Source organism: Sterolibacterium denitrificans, from assembly GCF_900174485.1.
In the GTDB taxonomy this organism is placed as follows: domain Bacteria; phylum Pseudomonadota; class Gammaproteobacteria; order Burkholderiales; family Rhodocyclaceae; genus Sterolibacterium; species Sterolibacterium denitrificans.
In genome coordinates, this window is sequence record NZ_LT837803.1 from 411,015 (window position 1) to 429,872 (window position 18,858).

General features: G+C 62.9%; 14 protein-coding genes. 6 read left to right on the forward strand and 8 right to left on the reverse strand.

The window, feature by feature from the left end; translation table 11 throughout:
- Window positions 1-85 precede the first annotated feature (85 nt).
- The gene (locus tag SDENCHOL_RS01790; RefSeq protein ID WP_154715771.1) at window positions 86-292 is read left to right on the forward strand and encodes a hypothetical protein; all 207 of its coding nucleotides are present in this window, start codon (window positions 86-88) and stop codon (window positions 290-292) included.
- Window positions 293-360: 68 nt separating this feature from the next.
- Here SDENCHOL_RS01790 and vapC read toward each other — a convergent pair whose 3' ends face one another.
- The 5 genes from vapC to acnA form a co-directional block, all read right to left on the reverse strand.
- On the reverse strand, window positions 361-771 hold the full coding sequence (gene vapC / locus SDENCHOL_RS01795; RefSeq protein WP_154715772.1) for a type II toxin-antitoxin system tRNA(fMet)-specific endonuclease VapC: 411 nt from the start codon (window positions 769-771) through the stop codon (window positions 361-363).
- A complete protein-coding gene (gene vapB, locus SDENCHOL_RS01800) occupies window positions 771-1,004 on the reverse strand; it encodes a type II toxin-antitoxin system VapB family antitoxin (RefSeq protein ID WP_154715773.1) in 234 nt (77 codons plus the stop codon). Before vapB ends, vapC begins: the two co-directional genes overlap by 1 nt.
- 96 nt (window positions 1,005-1,100) lie before the next feature.
- Window positions 1,101-1,901, reverse strand: a complete 801-nt coding sequence (locus tag SDENCHOL_RS01805) for a glycosyltransferase family 2 protein (RefSeq protein ID WP_154715774.1) — start codon at window positions 1,899-1,901, stop codon at window positions 1,101-1,103.
- Window positions 1,898-3,037 carry an O-antigen ligase family protein gene (locus tag SDENCHOL_RS01810; protein ID WP_172954965.1) on the reverse strand — a complete coding sequence of 380 codons (1,140 nt, stop codon included), beginning with the start codon at window positions 3,035-3,037 and terminating at the stop codon, window positions 1,898-1,900. Before SDENCHOL_RS01810 ends, SDENCHOL_RS01805 begins: the two co-directional genes overlap by 4 nt.
- A gap of 228 nt (window positions 3,038-3,265) precedes the next feature.
- Window positions 3,266-6,007: an aconitate hydratase AcnA gene (gene acnA / locus SDENCHOL_RS01815; protein ID WP_154715776.1), complete on the reverse strand. Its 2,742-nt coding sequence runs from the start codon at window positions 6,005-6,007 to the stop codon at window positions 3,266-3,268.
- A 267-nt stretch (window positions 6,008-6,274) separates the two neighbouring features.
- Between acnA and SDENCHOL_RS14265 the strand changes: the two genes are divergently transcribed.
- From SDENCHOL_RS14265 to SDENCHOL_RS01835, 5 genes are all read left to right on the forward strand, one after another.
- Window positions 6,275-6,736 (forward strand): Zn-ribbon domain-containing OB-fold protein, encoded by a 462-nt coding sequence (locus SDENCHOL_RS14265; RefSeq protein ID WP_197706810.1) that lies wholly within the window; start codon window positions 6,275-6,277, stop codon window positions 6,734-6,736.
- A 10-nt stretch (window positions 6,737-6,746) separates the two neighbouring features.
- Window positions 6,747-7,280: a Zn-ribbon domain-containing OB-fold protein gene (locus SDENCHOL_RS14270; RefSeq protein WP_197706811.1), complete on the forward strand. Its 534-nt coding sequence runs from the start codon at window positions 6,747-6,749 to the stop codon at window positions 7,278-7,280.
- On the forward strand, window positions 7,280-8,335 hold the full coding sequence (locus tag SDENCHOL_RS01825) for a thiolase domain-containing protein (protein WP_154715777.1): 1,056 nt from the start codon (window positions 7,280-7,282) through the stop codon (window positions 8,333-8,335). Before SDENCHOL_RS14270 ends, SDENCHOL_RS01825 begins: the two co-directional genes overlap by 1 nt.
- Window position 8,336: 1 nt before the next feature.
- Window positions 8,337-9,506, forward strand: coding sequence for a thiolase domain-containing protein (locus tag SDENCHOL_RS01830; RefSeq protein ID WP_154715778.1), 1,170 nt, complete (start codon window positions 8,337-8,339; stop codon window positions 9,504-9,506).
- A 170-nt stretch (window positions 9,507-9,676) separates the two neighbouring features.
- Window positions 9,677-11,332, forward strand: a complete 1,656-nt coding sequence (locus SDENCHOL_RS01835) for a class I adenylate-forming enzyme family protein (protein ID WP_154715779.1) — start codon at window positions 9,677-9,679, stop codon at window positions 11,330-11,332.
- A 1,158-nt stretch (window positions 11,333-12,490) separates the two neighbouring features.
- Here the strand turns inward: SDENCHOL_RS01835 and SDENCHOL_RS01840 are convergent.
- From SDENCHOL_RS01840 to dnaN, 3 genes are all read right to left on the reverse strand, one after another.
- Window positions 12,491-14,875, reverse strand: coding sequence for a putative bifunctional diguanylate cyclase/phosphodiesterase (locus tag SDENCHOL_RS01840; RefSeq protein ID WP_172954966.1), 2,385 nt, complete (start codon window positions 14,873-14,875; stop codon window positions 12,491-12,493).
- 226 nt (window positions 14,876-15,101) lie between these two features.
- On the reverse strand, window positions 15,102-17,591 hold the full coding sequence (gene gyrB / locus SDENCHOL_RS01845) for a DNA topoisomerase (ATP-hydrolyzing) subunit B (protein ID WP_154715781.1): 2,490 nt from the start codon (window positions 17,589-17,591) through the stop codon (window positions 15,102-15,104).
- A 14-nt stretch (window positions 17,592-17,605) separates the two neighbouring features.
- A complete protein-coding gene (dnaN, locus tag SDENCHOL_RS01850; protein WP_154715782.1) occupies window positions 17,606-18,709 on the reverse strand; it encodes a DNA polymerase III subunit beta in 1,104 nt (367 codons plus the stop codon).
- Window positions 18,710-18,858 lie beyond the last annotated feature (149 nt).

Here is an 18,858-nt window from a genome sequence, read left to right on the forward strand (position 1 = left end):
CCTTTGGCCGTCCCACGGAGACTTTCTTTGGTCGTCATTCCCGCGAAAGCGGGAATCCACTCTCAGCCTGAGGGGCTCACAAGCCATGGATTCCCGCTTTCGCGGGAATGACGAGAACCTATGTGTAGTTCTGCTGACGTTCATTGCTAATCAGGATGGGCTTTATGTGTTGCTGTCGATTTGCTGGTTTGTTTCGATGGCGCGCCAGGGCAGCAAGACTGCGCCATGGTGGGCGCAGTATATGTCAGGGCTGGATACCGTGAAAAGGGGGGGGGAAGACGGGGAGGGTTGATGGAAAAATTCTTCAGATTTCCGGCGCCGCTTGCGCAGCGGCATTCGACATATGGTTCGAGCGCCTGCTCACTGGCTGACGCTGATCCAGTTCTCCACTTCAAGGGCAGGTACGCGCGCGAATTCCGACACGTTGTTGGTCACCAATACCAAGCCTTCGCTGCGTGCATGACCGGCAATGTGCAGATCGTTCACGCCGATGGGCTGGCCCTGCTTCTCCAGGGCTGCGCGAATGGCGCCGTAGTGCTGGGCGGCCTTGGGGCCATAGGGCAGCACATCGAGGCGGCTGCAGAAGTCCTCGATGGCGGACAGGTTCTCGCCGACACGGCTGCTTTTCTCCGCGCCATGCAGAAGTTCAGCCAGGGTGATGGACGAAATCGCCATGCGGCTGGCATTGGCATTGAATACGGGCAGCACCTCGACGGGACGCCGTTTCAGGACATAAATGACGATGTTGGTATCCAGCAGGTAGCGCAGCATCAGAGCGCTTCCCGCTCGGGCTGGTGCTGGCTGGCGCGCTCGGCCATGAAGTCATCGCTGACGCCGGGACCGTCCAGGAAAAAGCTGTCCCAGGACTGACCGAGCGGCGCGATGATGCGTTCATTGCCTCTGGCGCGCACTTCCACTTTGCGAACACCTTCGGGCAAGCGCACATCCAGCGGAAGTCGCACGGCCTGGGTGCGATTGTTGATGAAAACAGTGCCAATGGACATGCCACTCTCCCAGGGAAACAATGTATATCGCAATCGTATATGGCGTCGTGCGCAGCGTCAAGTTTGCCGCAGGGGAGGGTGAGGAAAAGAACCGGCTCAGGCCGCCCGGTTCTTTTCCCGCGCCGCCCACAGGTAGCGCAGGAAGGTGCCGCGGGCGTTCTGGCCGGCGATGATCCAGCCGGCGCGGCCGTCGAGCAGGCCACCGCGCAGCAGGTAGCCGCGCAGCCAGCTCCAACCGCCGTGCAGGCAGGCGCTGAAAAACCCACCCTTGCCGCGGGCGCACAGTTTCGCGGCGCCCAGGCGGGCGTAGCGCTCGGTTTTTTCGCGCAGCTCGGCGAAGGAAGTCATGCTGTCATGCCGCAGATAGCCGGCCAGGGTGGCGGTACGGCCGTCGCAAATCACCCGTTCATGCACCACGTCATCGCTGAAGCGCCCGGCACCGCGCCGGAACAGCCGCAGCACGCGGTCGTTGCGCCAGTCGCCAAAGCGAATCAACTGGCCGCAGTAGAGCGAGCGGCGTTCGATCCAGTAGCCGGCGATGTCCTGCGCCGCATCGGGTGATACGGCCTGCTTTATGGCGGCGGCCAGCGCCGGCGTGACGATTTCGTCGGCGTCGAGGGAAAGGATCCAGCGCCCGCCGGCCAGCGCCACGGCGCGATTCTTCTGCGGCCCGAAGCCCGGCCAGTCGGCGCAGACATGCACCCGGGCGCCATGCGCGGCGGCAATGGTCAAAGTGTCGTCCGTGCTGCCCGAATCGAGCACGACGATTTCATCGGCGAAACCGGCGGCTTCGAGACAGGCGCCGATGCAATGGGCTTCGTTCTTGGTGATGACGACGACGGAAAGTAAGGGGGCGGGGACAGCCTCACCCTGCGAGGCAAGTGGCGATGGCGTCATGTCGGCTCGGTGCGCGCAGCGCGCGGTGGGCAGCCGGCCAGCAGCACGCCCGTCATCCAGACGAACAGCAGGCTTTCCGCGTGGTCGAGAAGGAAGGAGTTGAACAGGTTGCCGACCATCATCACCAGCAGCAGGCCACGCGCGGCGAGTTGCCAGGGTTTGGGCAAGCTGCCGGCGCTGCGCCAGATGGCGTAGAACATCCACAGCAGCATGCCCAGCCCGACGATGCCGTACTGGGCGGCGGTCAGCAGATACTGGTTATGAGGATTGTTCCAGGCGACCTGGCCCGTACCGGCGACCACGGCGGCATAGGCGGCGGTGAAGCCGCCGGTACCCACGCCAAAAAACGGATGTTCGCGAATGATGCTCAGCGTATTGATGTAGAAATCCAGGCGCGCGCCGATCGAGGTTTTATTGGCACCCACGCCCGTCCATTGCCGGTATTCGCCGGCGGCCAGCGCGAAGCGCTCGATCAGCGGCGCCTGCAACTGGTAGGCGATGGCGACCACCACGACCAGTCCCGCCGTGGCCAGCAGCATCCCGCGCCAGCGGAAGCGGTCGATGAAGAAATAGCCGAGCAGACAGGTCAGCGCCAATTGGCCGGTACGGCCTTCGATCATGAACAGCACGTTGAAGGCCGCCAGCAGCGCCGCGCCGGCCAGTAGCAGACGCCAACGGCGTTGCGCGGGATCGAGGTGCAGGGCCGCCACGGCGGCCAGAAAGCTGGCCAGCGCCATGAAAATGCCGTGCGTGATGTGCAGCTTGAAGACCACCGGATTCTCCGCCAGGCGTTCGGCGAGCAGGCCGTCCGGCAGCAGGCCGCGCCAGAGCAACAAGGAGAGCAGCAGGGTGAGCCCCATCGCCGCGCCGAAGGCAGCCAGCGCCCGCAACCGGTCGCGCGGGTCGCGGAACAGCGGCAGCAACAGCAGGATCAGCAGCAGATTGGCGTACTTGCGCAGGAAGCGCAGTGTCTCGGCGTTATCGCTCGGACCGTAGAGGCAGCCGAGCAGAACGATGCCGCACAGCGCCAGCACCACCGGCGTCACCGGATGCCGGCGGATGGCGCTGAACTTTTCCCGCCAGCCGCCGCCCAGCACCCAGGCCAGCAGGAAGACGGCGAGCAGGAGATTGTCCAAAGCGACGGAAATTGGAATCGATGCCCCGAGCAGAATGGCGGCCCAGCGCGCCACCGGGAAGGAGGCAGAGGCAGCCGGGGCGGAAGGCGTAGACGGTGTGGGTGTAGGCGAAAACATTCCGCCAGTATATTCGCAAGGCGACCGGGCATCGGCGCAACAGTGCGCAGCAGTTCCGCTTTCCACGCGGCCATCGGTCAGACGCCGCCGCAAGCAGCCCCGCCCGAGGTTTCAACCGCGCGCCAGCGTCCGCAAGGTGTATTGCAGGATGCCACCGTGGCGGTAGAACTCGCGCTCCTTCGGCGTGAGCAGCATCACCTTGACCTGGAACCGTTTCTTGCCGCCGTCGGCAGCCGTGGCCGTCAGGGTGGCGGTGTGGGCATTGCCGCCGTCCAGGCCCTGGATGTCGAAGACTTCATGTCCCGTCAGACCGTGGCTAACCGCGCTTTCGCCGTCCATGAACTGCAGCGGCAGCACGCCCATGCCAACCAGGTTGGAGCGGTGGATGCGCTCGAAACTTTCGGCCAGCACGGCCTTCACGCCGAGCAGCAAAGTTCCTTTGGCGGCCCAGTCGCGGCTGGAGCCGGTGCCGTATTCCTTGCCGGCGATCACCACCAGCGGCACGCCTGCGGCCTGGTATTTCATCGCCGCATCGTAGATGGCCAGTTGCTCGCCACTCGGGATGTGGCGCGTGTAGCCGCCCTCGACGCCATCGAGCATGCGGTTCCTGAGACGGATGTTGGCAAACGTGCCGCGCACCATCACGTCGTCGTTGCCCCGGCGCGAGCCGTAGGAATTGAACTCCAGCGGCGGCACGCCGCGTCCGATGAGATAGCGGCCGGCCGGTGAATCCTTCTTGATCGAGCCGGCCGGCGAAATGTGGTCAGTGGTGATGGAGTCGCCGAACAGCCCCAGACAACGCGCGCCACGAATGTCCGCGACCGGCGTGAGCGCCATCGTCATGCCGTCGAAATACGGCGGATTCTTGATGTAGGTGGAGGCATCGTCCCAGGTGTAGAGCTTGCCCTCGGGCACTTCGATGGCATTCCAGTCCGGGCCGCCGTCGAAGACTTCGGCGTAGTTGCGGGCGAACATTTCATGATTCACCGCGCTGGCGACGAGAGCGGAAATTTCCTGGTTGCTCGGCCAGATGTCCTTGAGATACACCGCCTGGCCGTTCCGGTCCCTGCCCAGCGGCTGGCGCGTCAGGTCGATATCGATGGTGCCGGCCAGGGCGAAGGCCACCACCAGCGGCGGCGAGGCGAGGTAGTTCATTTTCACTTCGGAGTGGATGCGCCCCTCGAAGTTGCGGTTGCCGGAAAGCACGGAAGCGACGACGTAATCGTGATCGGCGATCTGCTGGCTGACGTCTTCGGGCAGCGGGCCGGAATTGCCGATGCAGGTGGTGCAGCCATAGCCCACCAGATAGAAGCCGAGCTTTTCCAGATCGGACAGCAAGCCGGTCTTTTCCAGATAATCCGTCACCACCTTGGAGCCGGGGGCGAGCGAAGTCTTCACCCAGGGCTTGGCCGTCAAGCCGCGCGCGACCGCCTTGCGCGCCAGCAGGCCGGCGCCGATCATCACATAAGGGTTGGACGTATTGGTGCAGGAGGTGATGGCCGCGATCACCACCGAGCCATGGCCCAGTTGGCAATGCGCATGATCCGGACAGGCGTCGGGGCCATGTTCGTGCTCGCTCTCGGCGTGCCCCACGGCGGTGCTGCCGCCTTCGCCGAGGAAACGCGCCTGCTGCCTGTCCCAGGCGGCATCATCGCCCTTCAGCGTCCGCAGCGCCTGGGCGTAACTCCCGGGCATGTCCGCCAGCGATACGCGATCCTGCGGCCGCTTGGGGCCGGCCAGCGAAGGCTGGACCGTGGCCAGGTCGAGTTCGACGATGGAACTGAAACCGGCCTGGGGACTGCCGGCGTCGTGCCACAGCCCCTGCGCCTTGGCATAGGCTTCGATCAAGGCGATCTGCGCGGCATCGCGGCCGGAGAGTTTCAGGTAGGCGATGGACTCCGCATCGATCGGACAGATCGCGCACGTCGCCCCATATTCCGGCGCCATGTTGCCCAGGGTCGCGCGCGTGGCCAGCGGCAGATGCTGCAGGCCGGGGCCGAAGAACTCGACGAACTTGCCGACCACGCCGTGCCGGCGCAGCAGGTCGGTGACCGTCAGCACCAGATCGGTAGCCGTCGCCCCTTCGGGCAGCGCGCCGGACAGGCGGAAGCCGACCACCTGCGGAATCAGCATCGACGAAGCCTGGCCGAGCATGGCGGCTTCGGCCTCGATGCCGCCCACCCCCCAGCCCAGCACGCCCAGGCCATTGACCATGGTGGTATGCGAATCGGTGCCGAACAGGGTGTCGGGAAACGCCCAGGTCGCGCCATCGATGTCGCGCGTCATTACCGTGCGCGCCAGGTATTCCAGATTCACCTGATGCACGATGCCGGTGGACGGCGGCACCACGCGGAAATCCTGCAGCGCCTTCTGGCCCCAGCGCAGGAAGGCGTAGCGTTCATGGTTGCGCTGGAATTCGATTTCGGCATTGCGCCCCAGGGCATCGGCGCGGCCAAACACATCGACCTGCACCGAGTGGTCGATCACCAGCTCGACCGGCGCCAATGGATTGATCCTGTCCGGATCGCCGCCCAGCGCCTGCATGGCATCGCGCATCGCGGCCAGATCGACGACGCAGGGTACGCCGGTGAAATCCTGCAGCAGCACGCGCGCCGGCAGGAAGGCGATTTCGGTAGCCGGTTCCTTCTGCGGATCCCAGTTCGCCACGGCCTCGATTTCCCGCTGCGTGACATTCACCCCGTCTTCATGGCGCAGCAGGTTTTCCAGCAGGATTTTCATCGAGTAGGGCAGGCGCTGGATGTCGAAACGCTCGCCCAGCGCCGGCAGACTGGCGTAGCTGTAGCTGCGGCCGGCAACTTCGAGGGTTCGACGGGTGACGTAGGAATCGATCATGGCGGGGCTCCCGGGCAAGACGGATGAATCGGTCGTGGCAGCCCGATGCGGCAAAGTCACGCGCCGGCTGCCACAAGTGCGCATAAGCATAATCCGCTGCGCGACAAAGTTCGAGTTTCGCAACCGAACGGCCAACGAACGGCGCTGCGCCAGCGCTGACCGGAACAACGCTTGACCACCCGGGAAAAAGGCGCAATACTCGCCAACTCAAGAATTAATCGTTCAGACAATTAATTATTTTTCAACCAGACGAGCATGGAGACGAGTATGGCTCAAGCAGGAACAGTGCAGGCCGGCGGCGACGTGTTGCGCGCCGGCTTCGAAGTCGGCTATACCTACACCCGCCTGACCGGACCGGTGATCGGCGAATTTCTCGCCGGTCTGCGCGACGGCCAGATCAAGGGCATCAAGGGCAGCAATGGCAAGGTCATCTGCCCGCCGACCGAATACGACCCGGTGACTGCCGAGGAGCTGAGCGAGTTCGTCGCCCTGCCCGATACCGGCACGGTGCAGACCTGGAACTGGGTAAATCAGCCCCGCCCCAAGCATCTGCTGAAAAAACCCTTCGCCTGGGCGCTGATCCGCATCGACGGCGCCGATACGGCGCTCTTGCACATGATCGATGCCGGCGCCGAGGCGAAAATGAAAAGTGGCATGAAGGTCAAGGCGCGCTGGGCTGCCGAGCGCAAGGGTTTCATCACCGACATCGAATGCTTCGAGCCGGCCTGAGGAGCGAGGAATGAGCGAAAAAATCGAAATGATCGAGTGTCCCGTCACCCTCGACTACAACTTCTCCGCTGGCGCCGCCCCGACGCGCTTTCTGCGCGGCATGAAGGAAGGCAAGCTGATCGGCCAGCGCTCGCCGCTGACCGGCAAGGTGATCGTGCCGCCGCGCGGCGCCTGCCCCGAGTCGGGTCTGCCGACCACCGAGGAAGTGCCGCTGCCCGACACCGCCACGGTGATCACCTTCACCATCGTCCATCTGCCGATCCCGACCTCCAAGCTGGATCCCCCGTTCATCGTCGCCAACCTGGTGCTCGACGGCTCCGACCAGACCTTCATCCACCTCGTTTCCGGCTGCGCCAACGAGGACGTGAAGATCGGCATGCGCGTCAAGGCCGTCTGGAAGGACAAGAGCGAGTGGGATTACTCGATGGACAACATCGCCTACTTCGAGCCCACCGGCGAGCCGCCCGTGGATATCGAGGAACTCAAGGCCAAGCGCCTGGCTGAAGCCAAGCGTTTCCAGCAGACGAAAGCGGGGAACAAATAATGCGTGAAGTCGCCATCATCGCCTACGCCCAGACGCCGCTCGTGCGCGACTGCGGCTCGAAGAACGACGTCGAACTGGTCATGGACGTGGTTCATGCCGTGAAGAACCAGGTCGGCTTTACCAACCAGGACATCGACTTCTTCTGCTCGGGTTCCTGCGACTACCTCGGCGGTTCCGCGTTCGCCTTCGTGAATGCGCTCGACGCGCTGGGCGCCGTGCCGCCGATCAACGAGTCGCACGTCGAGATGGACGCGGCCTGGGCGCTCTACGAAGCCTGGCTGAAGATCCAGACCGGCCATGCCGACACCGCGCTGGTGTATGGCTTCGGCAAGTGCTCGCAGGGCGACCTGCCCGACGTGCTGACGCTGCAGCTCGATCCCTACTACAGCCAGCCGCTGTGGCCGGACAGCATCAGCCTGGCCGCGCTGCAGGCGCAAGCCTTGCTCGACGCGGGCAAGATCACCGAGGCCGACATGGCGCGCGTGGTGCAGAAGAGCCGCGCCAACGCCAAGAACAAGCCGACGACGCAGCTCAAGGGCGACGTCACCGTCGAGCAGCTGCTGGCCCAGCCGAAGCTGGTCTCGCCGCTGCGCAAGCACGACTGCCCGCCAGTCACCGACGGCGCTTCGGCGGTGATTCTCGCCACGCGCGAAGTCGCCGAGAAGTTCCACAAGCGCAACGCCTACATCACCGGCATCGACCACCGCATCGAGGCGCACCAGCTCGGTTCGCGCGATCTGCTGAACTCGATGTCGACGAAGATCGCCGGCGAGGCGGCGGGCGTGGGCAAGGGCAAGGTCGACGTCGCCGAACTGCATGCGCCGTTCAGCTACCAGGAGTTGCTGCTCAAGGAGGCGCTGGGCCTCGGCGACGGCACCGCCATCAATCCGTCGGGCGGCGCGCTGGCCGGCAACATCATGATGTCGGCCGGCCTCAGCAACTTCGGCGAGGTGGCGATGCGCATCATCAAGGGCGAGGCGAATCGCGGCGTGGCGCACGCCACCAGCGGTCCGTGCCTGCAACAGAATCTGGTCGCCGTACTGGAGGGCAAATAAGATGGGTAACGCATGTGCAATCGTGGGCATCGGCCAGTCCGAGCGCTACAAGTCCAAGATCAAGAAGTCCATGGCCGGCCTGGTCCGCGAGGCGGCGCAGAACGCGCTCAACGACGCAGGCTGCACCTGGGCTGACATCGATGCCGTGATCATCGGCAAGGCACCCGACTTCTTCGAAGGCGTGGTGATGCCCGAGCTGTACCTGGCCGATGCGCTGGGTTGCGTCGGCAAGCCGATGATGCGCGTCCACACCGCCGGCTCGGTCGGCGGCTCGACCGCCATCGTCGCCGCCAGCCATATCCAGAGCGGCGTGTTCAAGCGCGTGCTGACGCTGGCCTACGAAAAACAATCCGAGTCGAACGCCATGTGGGCGCTGTCGACACGCCAGCCGTTCTCGCCGCACCTGAACGCCGGCGCCGGCGGCTTCTTCGCGCCCATCATCCGCGAATACAAGCGCCGCACCGGCGCGCCGGAAGACATCGGCTGCAAGGTGGCGATCAAGGACCGCACCCACGCGCTGAAGAATCCGCATGCCCACATGCATGAGGATCCGGCCAGCCTGACCGTCGAGAACTACATGGACTCCATGATGCTGTGGGATCCGATCCGCTACTCGGAAGTCTGCCCGTCCTCCGACGGCGCCTGCGCGATGGTGCTGTGCAACGAGGATCTGGCAAAGAAATCGCCGAACAAGCCCGCCTGGGTGCTCGGCACGGCGATGAAGTCCGAGCCGACCATGTATCCGTGGCGCGAGGAAGTGAACCCGCAGGCCGGCATCCTCTGCGCCAAGGAAGTCTATGCCCAGGCCGGCATCGTCAACCCGCGCAAGGATCTGGACATGGCCGAAGTGTATGTGCCGTTCTCGTGGTACGAGCCGATGTGGCTGGAAAACCTCGGCTTCGCCGACGTCGGCGAGGGCTGGAAGCTGACCGAATCGGGCGCCACCTCGCTCGACAAGGGCGGCGACATCCCCTGGAACGTCTCGGGCGGCGTGCTCTCGTCGAACCCGATCGGCGCCTCGGGCATGATCCGCTTCGCCGAAGCCGCGCTGCAGGTGCGCGGCCTGGCCGGCGAGCGCCAGGTGCCGGGCTGCAAGAAGGCGCTGGGCCACGCCTACGGCGGCGGCGCGCAGTTCTTCTCGATGTGGGTGGTCGGCAGCGAAAAACGCTGACACCCGGCTTTCCCTCCCCTTGCCCACAAGGATTACCTGCGGTCACAAGGGGAGGGACGCACGCTGCAGATTCAACCTATCCTTTCCACATCGTCATTCCCGCGCAGGCGGGAATCCATGGGTCCCCGCTTGCGCGGGGACGACACCGATAACCGATTCAGGAAATCGACATGACCGAAACCACCGCCCCCGCCCCGCAATTCGACAACCGCCACTCCAACGAGTACTACACCTTCGCCGGCAAGGACGTGCCCTGGCTGATGAAGCTGTGGGCCGAGCAGACGCCCGACAAGGCCTTCCTGATCTGGGAACCCAAGGAAGGCGAAAGCCAGTCCTGGACCTACCAGCAGTTCTGGCAGGCGGCCAACCGGGTCGCCTGCGGCCTGCTCCAGAAAGGCGTGAAGAAAGGCGACAAGCTGCTGATCCACGCCGAGAACTGCCCGGAAATGATGATCGCCTGGTACGCCTCGGCCATCGTCGGCTCGGTGGCCGTCACCACCAACACGCGCTGCATTGGCGACGAGCTGACCTACTTCGCCGAGCACTCCGGCGCGGTCGGCTGCATCACCCAGCCGAAGTTCATCAAGGAACTCGCCGCCAACGCCAAGAGCATCGGCTGGTTCGTCGTCACCGACGACAACTCGGGCGAAGCGCCCACCGATGATGAAAAGAATCACGGCTATCCATCCTACGCCAGCCTGCTGGGCCACGGCGAGCTGGCCCCGGCGCGCGATCCCGAGCCGATGCTGCCGGTCGGCATCCAATACACCTCCGGCACCACTTCGCGGCCCAAGGCCGTCGTGCATACCCACGCCAATGCGCTGTGGGGCGGCCGCAGCGGCTCGCAGAACCTGCTGATGGACAGTGACGACGTCTACATCGTGTTCCTGCCCTGCTTCCACGTGAATGCACAGAGCTGGAGCTTCTGGACGATGATGTGGGTGGGTGGCACGGTCGTCCTGCAACCGAAGTTCTCGTCGAGCAAGTTCTGGGAAATCTCGATGAAGCACAAGGTGACGCGCGCCTCGATGATCCCCTTCTGCTTCAAGGCCATCGCCATGCAGGAGATTCCCGAGCATCACTACAAGACCTGGTCGACCGGCATCAAGATGCATATGGTCGAGATGCGCTGGAACGTCAAGACCTTCGCCACCTGGGGCATGACCGAGACGGTCACCCACGCGACGCGCTCGGATCTGTTCCAGGATTCGCCCGACATGAACATCGGCGTGCCCTCGCCCGGCTATGAATTCGCCATCATGGACCCGGAAACCGGCAAGTACTGCGAGCCCGGCGTCAATGGCGACCTGTGGGTGCGCGGCACGCGCGGCGTGCAGATGTTCTACGAGTACTACAGGAACCCGGAAGCCATGGCCAAGTCCTTCACCGCCGACGGCTGGTTCAAGACCGGCGACACCGCGCGCCTGGGCACCGACGGCTATTTCTACTTCGCCGACCGCGACAAGGACATCCTCAAGGTCGGCGGCGAGAACGTCTCCGCCCGCCAGGTCGAGGAGTGCATCCACGGCATTCTCGGCATGGGCGTGCTCGACGAACTGGCCGTGGTCGCGCAGAAGCACGACATGCTCGACGAGGTGCCGGTGGTCTTCGCCATCAAGAGCCAATGGACGATGCTCTCCGAGGACGAAATCCGCCAGCAGATCATGGACGGCTGCGCCCGCGACCTGGCCGACTTCAAGCGTCCGCGCAAGGTTTACTTCGTCGAGGAAATGCCGCGCGCCGCGCTGGACAAAGTGGCCAAGAACAAGCTGCGCGAAATGGCCGATGAACTGGCCGATCAGGAGAAGGCAGCGGGCGGGAAATAAAGTCGAATCCGCAGCCGAATCCAAATCAACCCGATCAAGCCCGCAAAAAACCGCGGGCTTTTTCATGTGCGTTCGGCATGGGGGCACTCTTTTGGGTGGGGGGAAAAGCTCGATATTTTCTCGTTTTCTGATGGGGCGCTGAAGCCGATAGTTGTTTTGGTGATTTTTTCTTTTAAAGGCCAGGTTTCGCCCTGGCGGGCGACCTACTTTCTTGTCATGCGACAAGAAAGTAGGCAAAGAAGCGCACCCCGGTGTCTCGGCCCTGCGGGCTGCCCGAGTTTCGCCGCCGCCGAGCGGCCGGTTTCTAAACTCGCTGCGCTCAGACACACGAAACCGGAAAGCCCCGCTCGGCGACGGCGAAACTCGGCGAGACACAGGGGAAAGGGGTGCTACTCAACGCGTGGTGGTTGAAAAACCAAACACCAAACCTGTGTATCGGCTTCGTCATTCCCGCGCGGGTGAGAATCCAGCGGCATGGCCTACCCGACGAAGCGCGCATCGTCGTCATTCCCGCGAAAGCGGGAATCCAGTACGTCCCTGGGTCCCCGCTTTCGCGGGGACGACGAATATGTATCAAGCGTGCAACCCTGCATCAGCTTACCCGACGCAACGCGCCGCGCTCTGTCCGTTGGACTGTGACGCTTTTCCATTCCCCTGTGCGCCGCCGAGCGGAGCTGGCCTCGGACGGGGAAGTCCTGCTTTGCTGTTCGAGCGTAGCGAGTTTGCAAAGCAGGCCGGCCGAGGGTAGCGCAGTGAGGGCAGCCCGGCGACGCCGGGCCGGCAAAGCGGGGCGCGCTTTTTGGTTACTTTTTGCCGCGTGGCAAAAAGTAACTCGCCCGCCGGGGCGAGTCCCGGCTTCAGCGCGCCGGCAGAAAACAACCCGCCAACACCAAATCACAGCTTCGAAAATGCCGCCCCAAGGCGAAACCCGGCAATACCCACGGAGAAAAAGGGCAGGAAGCCCCTGGACTACAGCTTCTGGTTTCTCCAAGGAGGGAGCGAAGCGTCGGGTGCCCGACAAGCCGATGGCAACATTCAGGCAACGGAGACAAACCGCATGCCAGGTAGCGTAGGAGGAGCCCAGTCAGATAAACCGACCACCCCTATCCCGATGTGGTGCCAGCATCCCCGCCGACCAACGAAACCAACGGCTAACGACTAGCAATAGCTGGCCAGCTCATCATTGATGCGCATGGCGATGGTATTGAACTGGCTCATCGGCACGGGCCGGGAGAAGTAATTTCCCTGACCGAAACCGCAGTCGGACTGACGCAGCAGACGGAACTGCTGCTCATCCTCGATCCCTTCGGCAACCACGCCCAGGCCCAGGCTTTTCGCCATGGTGATGATGGCATTGACCAAGGCGAAATCGCTGTTGTCCGCGCTCATGTCACGTACGAAGGAGCGATCGATCTTGACCGTGTCGAGGGCAAAGCGCTTCAGGTAGGACAACGAGGAATAACCCGTGCCAAAGTCATCCATGTAGATGTGCAAACCCATGGCGCGCAGGCTGGCAATCCATTCCTGCGCGATGGTCACATCGTTCATCAGCAGGCTTTCGGTGATCTCGATGGCCAGTGCCTGGGGAGGCAGGCCGTATTGCTCCAGGGTCTTTGCCACCATGCCGGGCGCCAGCTCGTCCGGAATCTGGCGCACCGAGACGTTGACCGACACATACAGATCCAGCTCGACATTGCGCCAGTGCGCGATGTAACGGCAAGCCTCCTTCAATACCCAGCGGCCGATTTCACCGATCAGGCCGATTTGCTCGGCCATCGGCACGAAGGTCTCCGGAGGAACGGCGCCATGCTGTGGATGCGTCCAGCGCAGCAAGGCTTCGCCGCCCACGACGCGCCCCTGGCGCAGATCGACGATGGGCTGGCAATACAGCTCCAGCTCGCCCGTCGCAACCGCAACCCGCAGATCGTCCTCCATGCGCCGCCGATGCTCGACCGCCGCTTCCTGCACGGGATTGAAAAAGATGCAGGTATGGCTGCCGACCGGCACGTTGCCCAGCGCCAGTTCCGCGCGGCGCAGCAAGTGCTGCAGTTCGACGCCATCGTCCGGAAACCGGGCAGCGCCCACGCGCACGCCCAGCACCACGGGAACGCTCCGGTCGTCATCCAGACTCGGATACGGTTGTGCCAGGTGTTCGGCGAGCACGTCGATGCGGTGCGCGATCACCTCGCGGTCGTATTCGCCTTCCAGCACCAAGGCAAACTTGGTGCCACTGATGCGTGCGACGAAGTCGTTGCTTTCCATGGCTGCGCGCAGGCGGCTGGCAACGCTCAACAGCGCCCGGTCGCCCACGGGCACGCCCAGCGCTTCGGTAATCTGGCGGATGCCGTCGAAGTCGATGCGCACCAGAATGAACGGCGTCGTTCTGGATTGAAGCTGGGCGTACGCCTGGTTCAGACCCTCGCGATTGGCGAAGCTGGTCAGCGAATCGGTCACCGCCAGGCGGCGGGCGAAGAGTTCCTCCTGCTTGATCAGCGTGACGTCCGTCACCGTCCCCTGCACGCTGCCGTCGCCAAGCGGCACCACGGTCACGTGCAGCCAGCGCATATCGCCGCGGCGGCCGTCGAGCTGAAAATCGCTTTCATGCGTGGTGCCGTCGAGCAGGCTGGCGACGATCATGGCCAGCAGTTCCATCGGATTGCGCCACTGCGCCTCGGTCAGCCTGCGCCGGCCGCCTTCCTGATCCTCGGCGAGCGGCAACCAGGTCATTTCGGCAAATGCCCGGTTGAAGGAATCGATCCGGCCATCGCTGCGGGCAACGAAAATACCGGCGCTGGAGTTGTCGAACAGATCGTGATACTTGCGCTGGCCGATTTCCTGCCGCTGCCGCAGATCGCGCTCCTGATCGAGCACTTCGACCAGGCGGCCGGTGAGTTGATTGACGTCCTCGACCAGGCGGCCGATCTCGCTGCGCTCATGCCCCTGCGGCACCTTCAATGACTCGCCGCTGGTCACGTCGAGATCATGCATGCGGTCCGAAGTCTGCTTGATGGGCCGCACGATGAACAGGAATATGCTGCCCGTAGTCGCCGCAATCACCAGCAACAGCACGCCGAGCAGCAGCAGATAGGCAAAATTGACTTCTTCCGCCACGCGCGCATCGATCACCTGCTGATCGATTTCCACCTGCACCGTGCCGATGATTTCATTCGCCTTGAAAGGCGAACGCACCTGCCGCAGTTCCACTGCTTCGTCTTTGTACGCAGACACGCCACTGCGGGCAACCTGCGCGATCTCGCGTTCGCTGCCGCGGATCACCACCCTGCGCACTTCGCTGTTGCGCAGCAAGCCCTGGGCGACTTCGTAAGCCAGTCCCTCGTCATTGGTGAAGCATGCCACGCTGACCGTGCTTTCCACGGTATCGAGCAGCTCACCCAGCTTGAGCATGGCCTGGCTCTGCACGCGCTCGCCCACGATGCGGCCAACAGCGATACCGCCCGCACTGCCCATCAACAGGGCAATGCCCGCCATCGCCAGCAAGCTGCGGGCGAGGATGCCATGCCACCAACGCGTCGATAGACTCATGCCGTTACCGCCGAATCCGAAAATGGTGCGAACACCGCAGCGGCCGAGTGTACGCCAATCCGCTGCTTGCGTGCAGGCGAGCATGCGCCAAATTTCGGCTCAGAAAAATTATCATCCGAACGCCTGGTTGAGCGTATTCCTCGCGCTGTTGCAAGGAACACTCGTGGGCATTCAAACTGATGTTGGCGACTACCAACGCGGGGCTCAGATCAAAGTTTCCTAAGGCTTAAACATCGATATTCCGCGCCTGCAGCGCGTGCGTTTCGATGAAGTTTCGCCGCGGTTCGACGTTGTCGCCCATGAGGGTGGTGAAGATTTCATCGGCGGCGATGGCGTCGTCGATCTGTACCTTGAGCAGGCGGCGCACGGTGGGATCCATGGTGGTTTCCCAGAGCTGTTCGGGGTTCATTTCGCCGAGGCCCTTGTAGCGCTGCTTGGACAGACCGCGTTCGACTTCCTTGAACAGCCATTCGATGGCGGCGGCGAAGCTTCTGACGGTTTGCGATTTTTCGCCGCGGCGGATGGTGGCGCCGGCGCTGCTTTCGCCATCGATGAGGCCGGCAATCAGCGCGGCGCTGTGGCGGATCTGCTGATAGTCGCCGGAATGGAGGAATTCTTCGTCGATATGGCCGATCCGCAGGTTGCCGTGGCGCATGCGTTCGATATCGAGCTGCCAGCGTTCGGCCTTGTCGTTGAAGCGGGCGATGACCTTGATTTCCGGCGGTAGGTGCGGCGCGAGACGGGCGACCGATCGGCTGGCTGCATCCTCGCTGGCCAGGTCGATGGCGATGTCGTTGGCCAGCATGGCCTGCAGCACTTCGCCATCGATAAAGTCGCCGATGCGGCGCACGACGGCCTCCGACAACAGATAGCTGCGCGCCAGTTCGGCCAGCGCGTTGCCCTCGATGACGGCCGCCCCTTCCCTTGGCGTGAGCTGCGCGCCGTCGAGCGCCAGGGTGAGCAGGTGCTGGTTGAGGGCCTGGTCGTCCTTGATGTACATCTCGCTCTTGCCGTGCTTGATCTTGTAGAGCGGCGGCTGGGCGATGTAGATGTGGCCGCGCTCGACGAGTTCGGGCATCTGCCGGTAGAAGAAGGTCAGCAGCAGGGTGCGGATGTGGGCGCCGTCGACGTCGGCATCGGTCATGATGATGATGCGGTGGTAGCGCAGCTTGGCGATGTCGAATTCCTGCGCGCCGATGCTGGTGCCCAGCGCGGTGACCAGGGTGACGATCTGCTCGCTGGAGATGAGCTTGTCGAAGCGCGCCTTCTCGACGTTGAGCACCTTGCCGCGCAGCGGCAGGATGGCCTGGAACTTGCGGTCGCGGCCTTGCTTGGCCGAGCCGCCGGCGGAGTCGCCCTCGACGATGTACAGCTCGCACAGCGCCGGATCCTTTTCCTGGCAGTCGGCGAGTTTGCCGGGCAAGCCGATGTTGTCGAGCACGCCCTTGCGGCGGGTGAGTTCGCGCGCCTTGCGCGCGGCTTCGCGGGCACGCGCGGCTTCGACGATCTTGCCGGTGATGATCTTGGCATCGCCCGGCCGTTCGAGGAGGAATTCGGTGAGCTTGGCGGCAACGACTTCCTGCACCGCCGGCTGCGCCTCGGAGGAAACCAGCTTCATCTTGGTCTGCGAGGCGAACTTCGGGTCGGGCATTTTCACCGACAGCACGCAGGCCAGGCCTTCGCGCATGTCGTCGCCGGAAATATCCACCTTGGCCTTCTTGGCGATTTCGTTTTCTTCGATGTACTTGTTGATGACCCGCGTCATCGCCTGGCGCAAGCCGGTCAGGTGCGTACCGCCATCGGCCTGCGGAATGTTGTTGGTGAAGCACAGCACCTGCTCGGCGTAGGAGTCGTTCCACTGCATGGCCACTTCGACACCGATGTTGCCGCCATTCGGCAGGGTCGATTCGCCGCTGGAATAGAACACCGTGGGATGCAGCACGGTCTTGCTGCGATTGATGTAGTCGACGAAGCCCTTGACGCCACCGGAAAAGGCGAAGTCTTCTTCCTTTCCGGCACGCTGGTCGATGAGCTTGATCTTGACGCCGTTGTTGAGGAAGGACAGCTCGCGCAGGCGCTTGGCAAGGATGTCGTAATGAAATTCGACATTGCCGAATATGCTTTCATCGGCCAGGAAATGGACTTCGGTGCCATGTCCCTTGGCTTCGCCCAGCACCTTGAGCGGCGAGACTTCGACGCCGTCGTGCGTCTCGATGATGCGATCGACGACGTGACCGCAGTTGAATTCGATGAAATGCTTCCTGCCATCGCGGCGGATGGTCAGACGCAGCCATTTGGACAGGGCATTCACGCAGGAAACGCCGACGCCATGCAGACCACCGGAAACCTTGTAGGAGTTCTGGTTGAACTTGCCGCCGGAGTGCAGGCCGGTCAGGGCGATTTCGGCAGCCGAGCGCTTGGGCTCGTTCTTGTCGTTGTACTTGATGCCGACCGGAATTCCGCGCCCGTTGTCGATCACGGAGATCGAGTTGTCGGAATGAATGGTGATGACGATGTCGTCGCAATGACCGGCCAGTGCTTCGTCGATGGCGTTATCGACCACTTCGAACACCATGTGATGCAGGCCGGTGCCGTCGGAGGTATCGCCGATGTACATGCCCGGCCGCTTGCGGACGGCTTCAAGGCCCTCGAGTTGCTGGATCGAATCTTCGTTGTAGCCGTCGTTGCCGGCTTGGGGGTTGGTATTTTCAGTCATGCAATTTTCCAGATTCAGATGCGCATCGGCATCACGACGTACTTGAAGTCCTGATTGTCCGGCAATTGGAACAGCGCGCTGCTGCTGGCATCGCCGAGGTGGCATTCGATGTCGTCGCTGCTGGTGTTGTTGAGCACATCGAGCAGATAGTTCACGTTGAAGCCGATGTCGATGGCATCGTTGGCATACTGGATTTCGATCTCTTCCTGAGCTTCTTCGCGTTCGGTGTTGTTGCCGACGATCTTGAGCGTGTTTTCGGCAAAGATCAGGCGGACGCCCGGGGTTTTTTCGTTGGTCAGGATCTTCACGCGCAGCAGCGACTGCAGCAGCGAGGGACGCGACAGTTTGATCAGCTTGTCGTGATTTTTCGGAATCACCCGCTCGTAGTCGGGGAACTTGCCGTCGATGAGCTTGGAGACGAATTCGATGCTGCCGAAGCGGAACTGCGCCTGGGTCGGCGTCAGGACGATTTCCAGCGGTTCGTCCACGTCGTCGAGCTGGCGCGAGAGTTCGAGCACGGTCTTGCGCGGCAGGATCACTTCGATGGACGGCAGCGGCTCTGCCAGCGTTTCCTTGGCATAGGCCAGGCGATGGCCATCGGTGGCCACGACGCAGACTTCATTGCCCTTGACGACCAGCAGCAGGCCATTGAGGTAGTAGCGGATGTCCTGCTGGGCCATGGCGTACTGGACCAGCGCCAACAGGCGGCGAAACTGCTTCTGGCTGAGCTTGAGGCTGGTCTGGTTGCCATCGCTGAGCAGCATGCGCGGAAAATCCTCGGCAGGCAGCGTCTGCAGATTGAAGCGGCTGCGTCCGGCCTTGACCTGCAGACGCTTGTCGTCGAGGGTCAGGCTGACCTCGGCATCCTCGGGCAGGGAACGCAGGATGTCCTGCAGCTTGCGTGCAGCGACGGTGAGGGCGATTTTTTCCGGAGAAACGGTATCCGCGCTGGTCTTGATCTGGATTTCGATGTCCGTCGCCAGCAGGGTCAGCCTGTTTGCCTCGTTTTCGATCAGAACGTTGGAGAGTATGGGCAGGGTATGGCGCTTTTCGACGATGCCGCAAACCGACTGCAGAGGCGCGAGTATCTGATCGCGAGGGCCTTTGAATAAAAGCATTATATGTAAACCTCCTTAAAAGATTATGCTGCGCCAGTATCTGTGAGTAACCATGAAAACTTTAAATTAATCAGTTTGTTATGCTTTTCATAAGGCTCTGGGAAAGTCGCCGGGAAAGTTGTGGATGAATGTGGATGGATTTGGGCAGT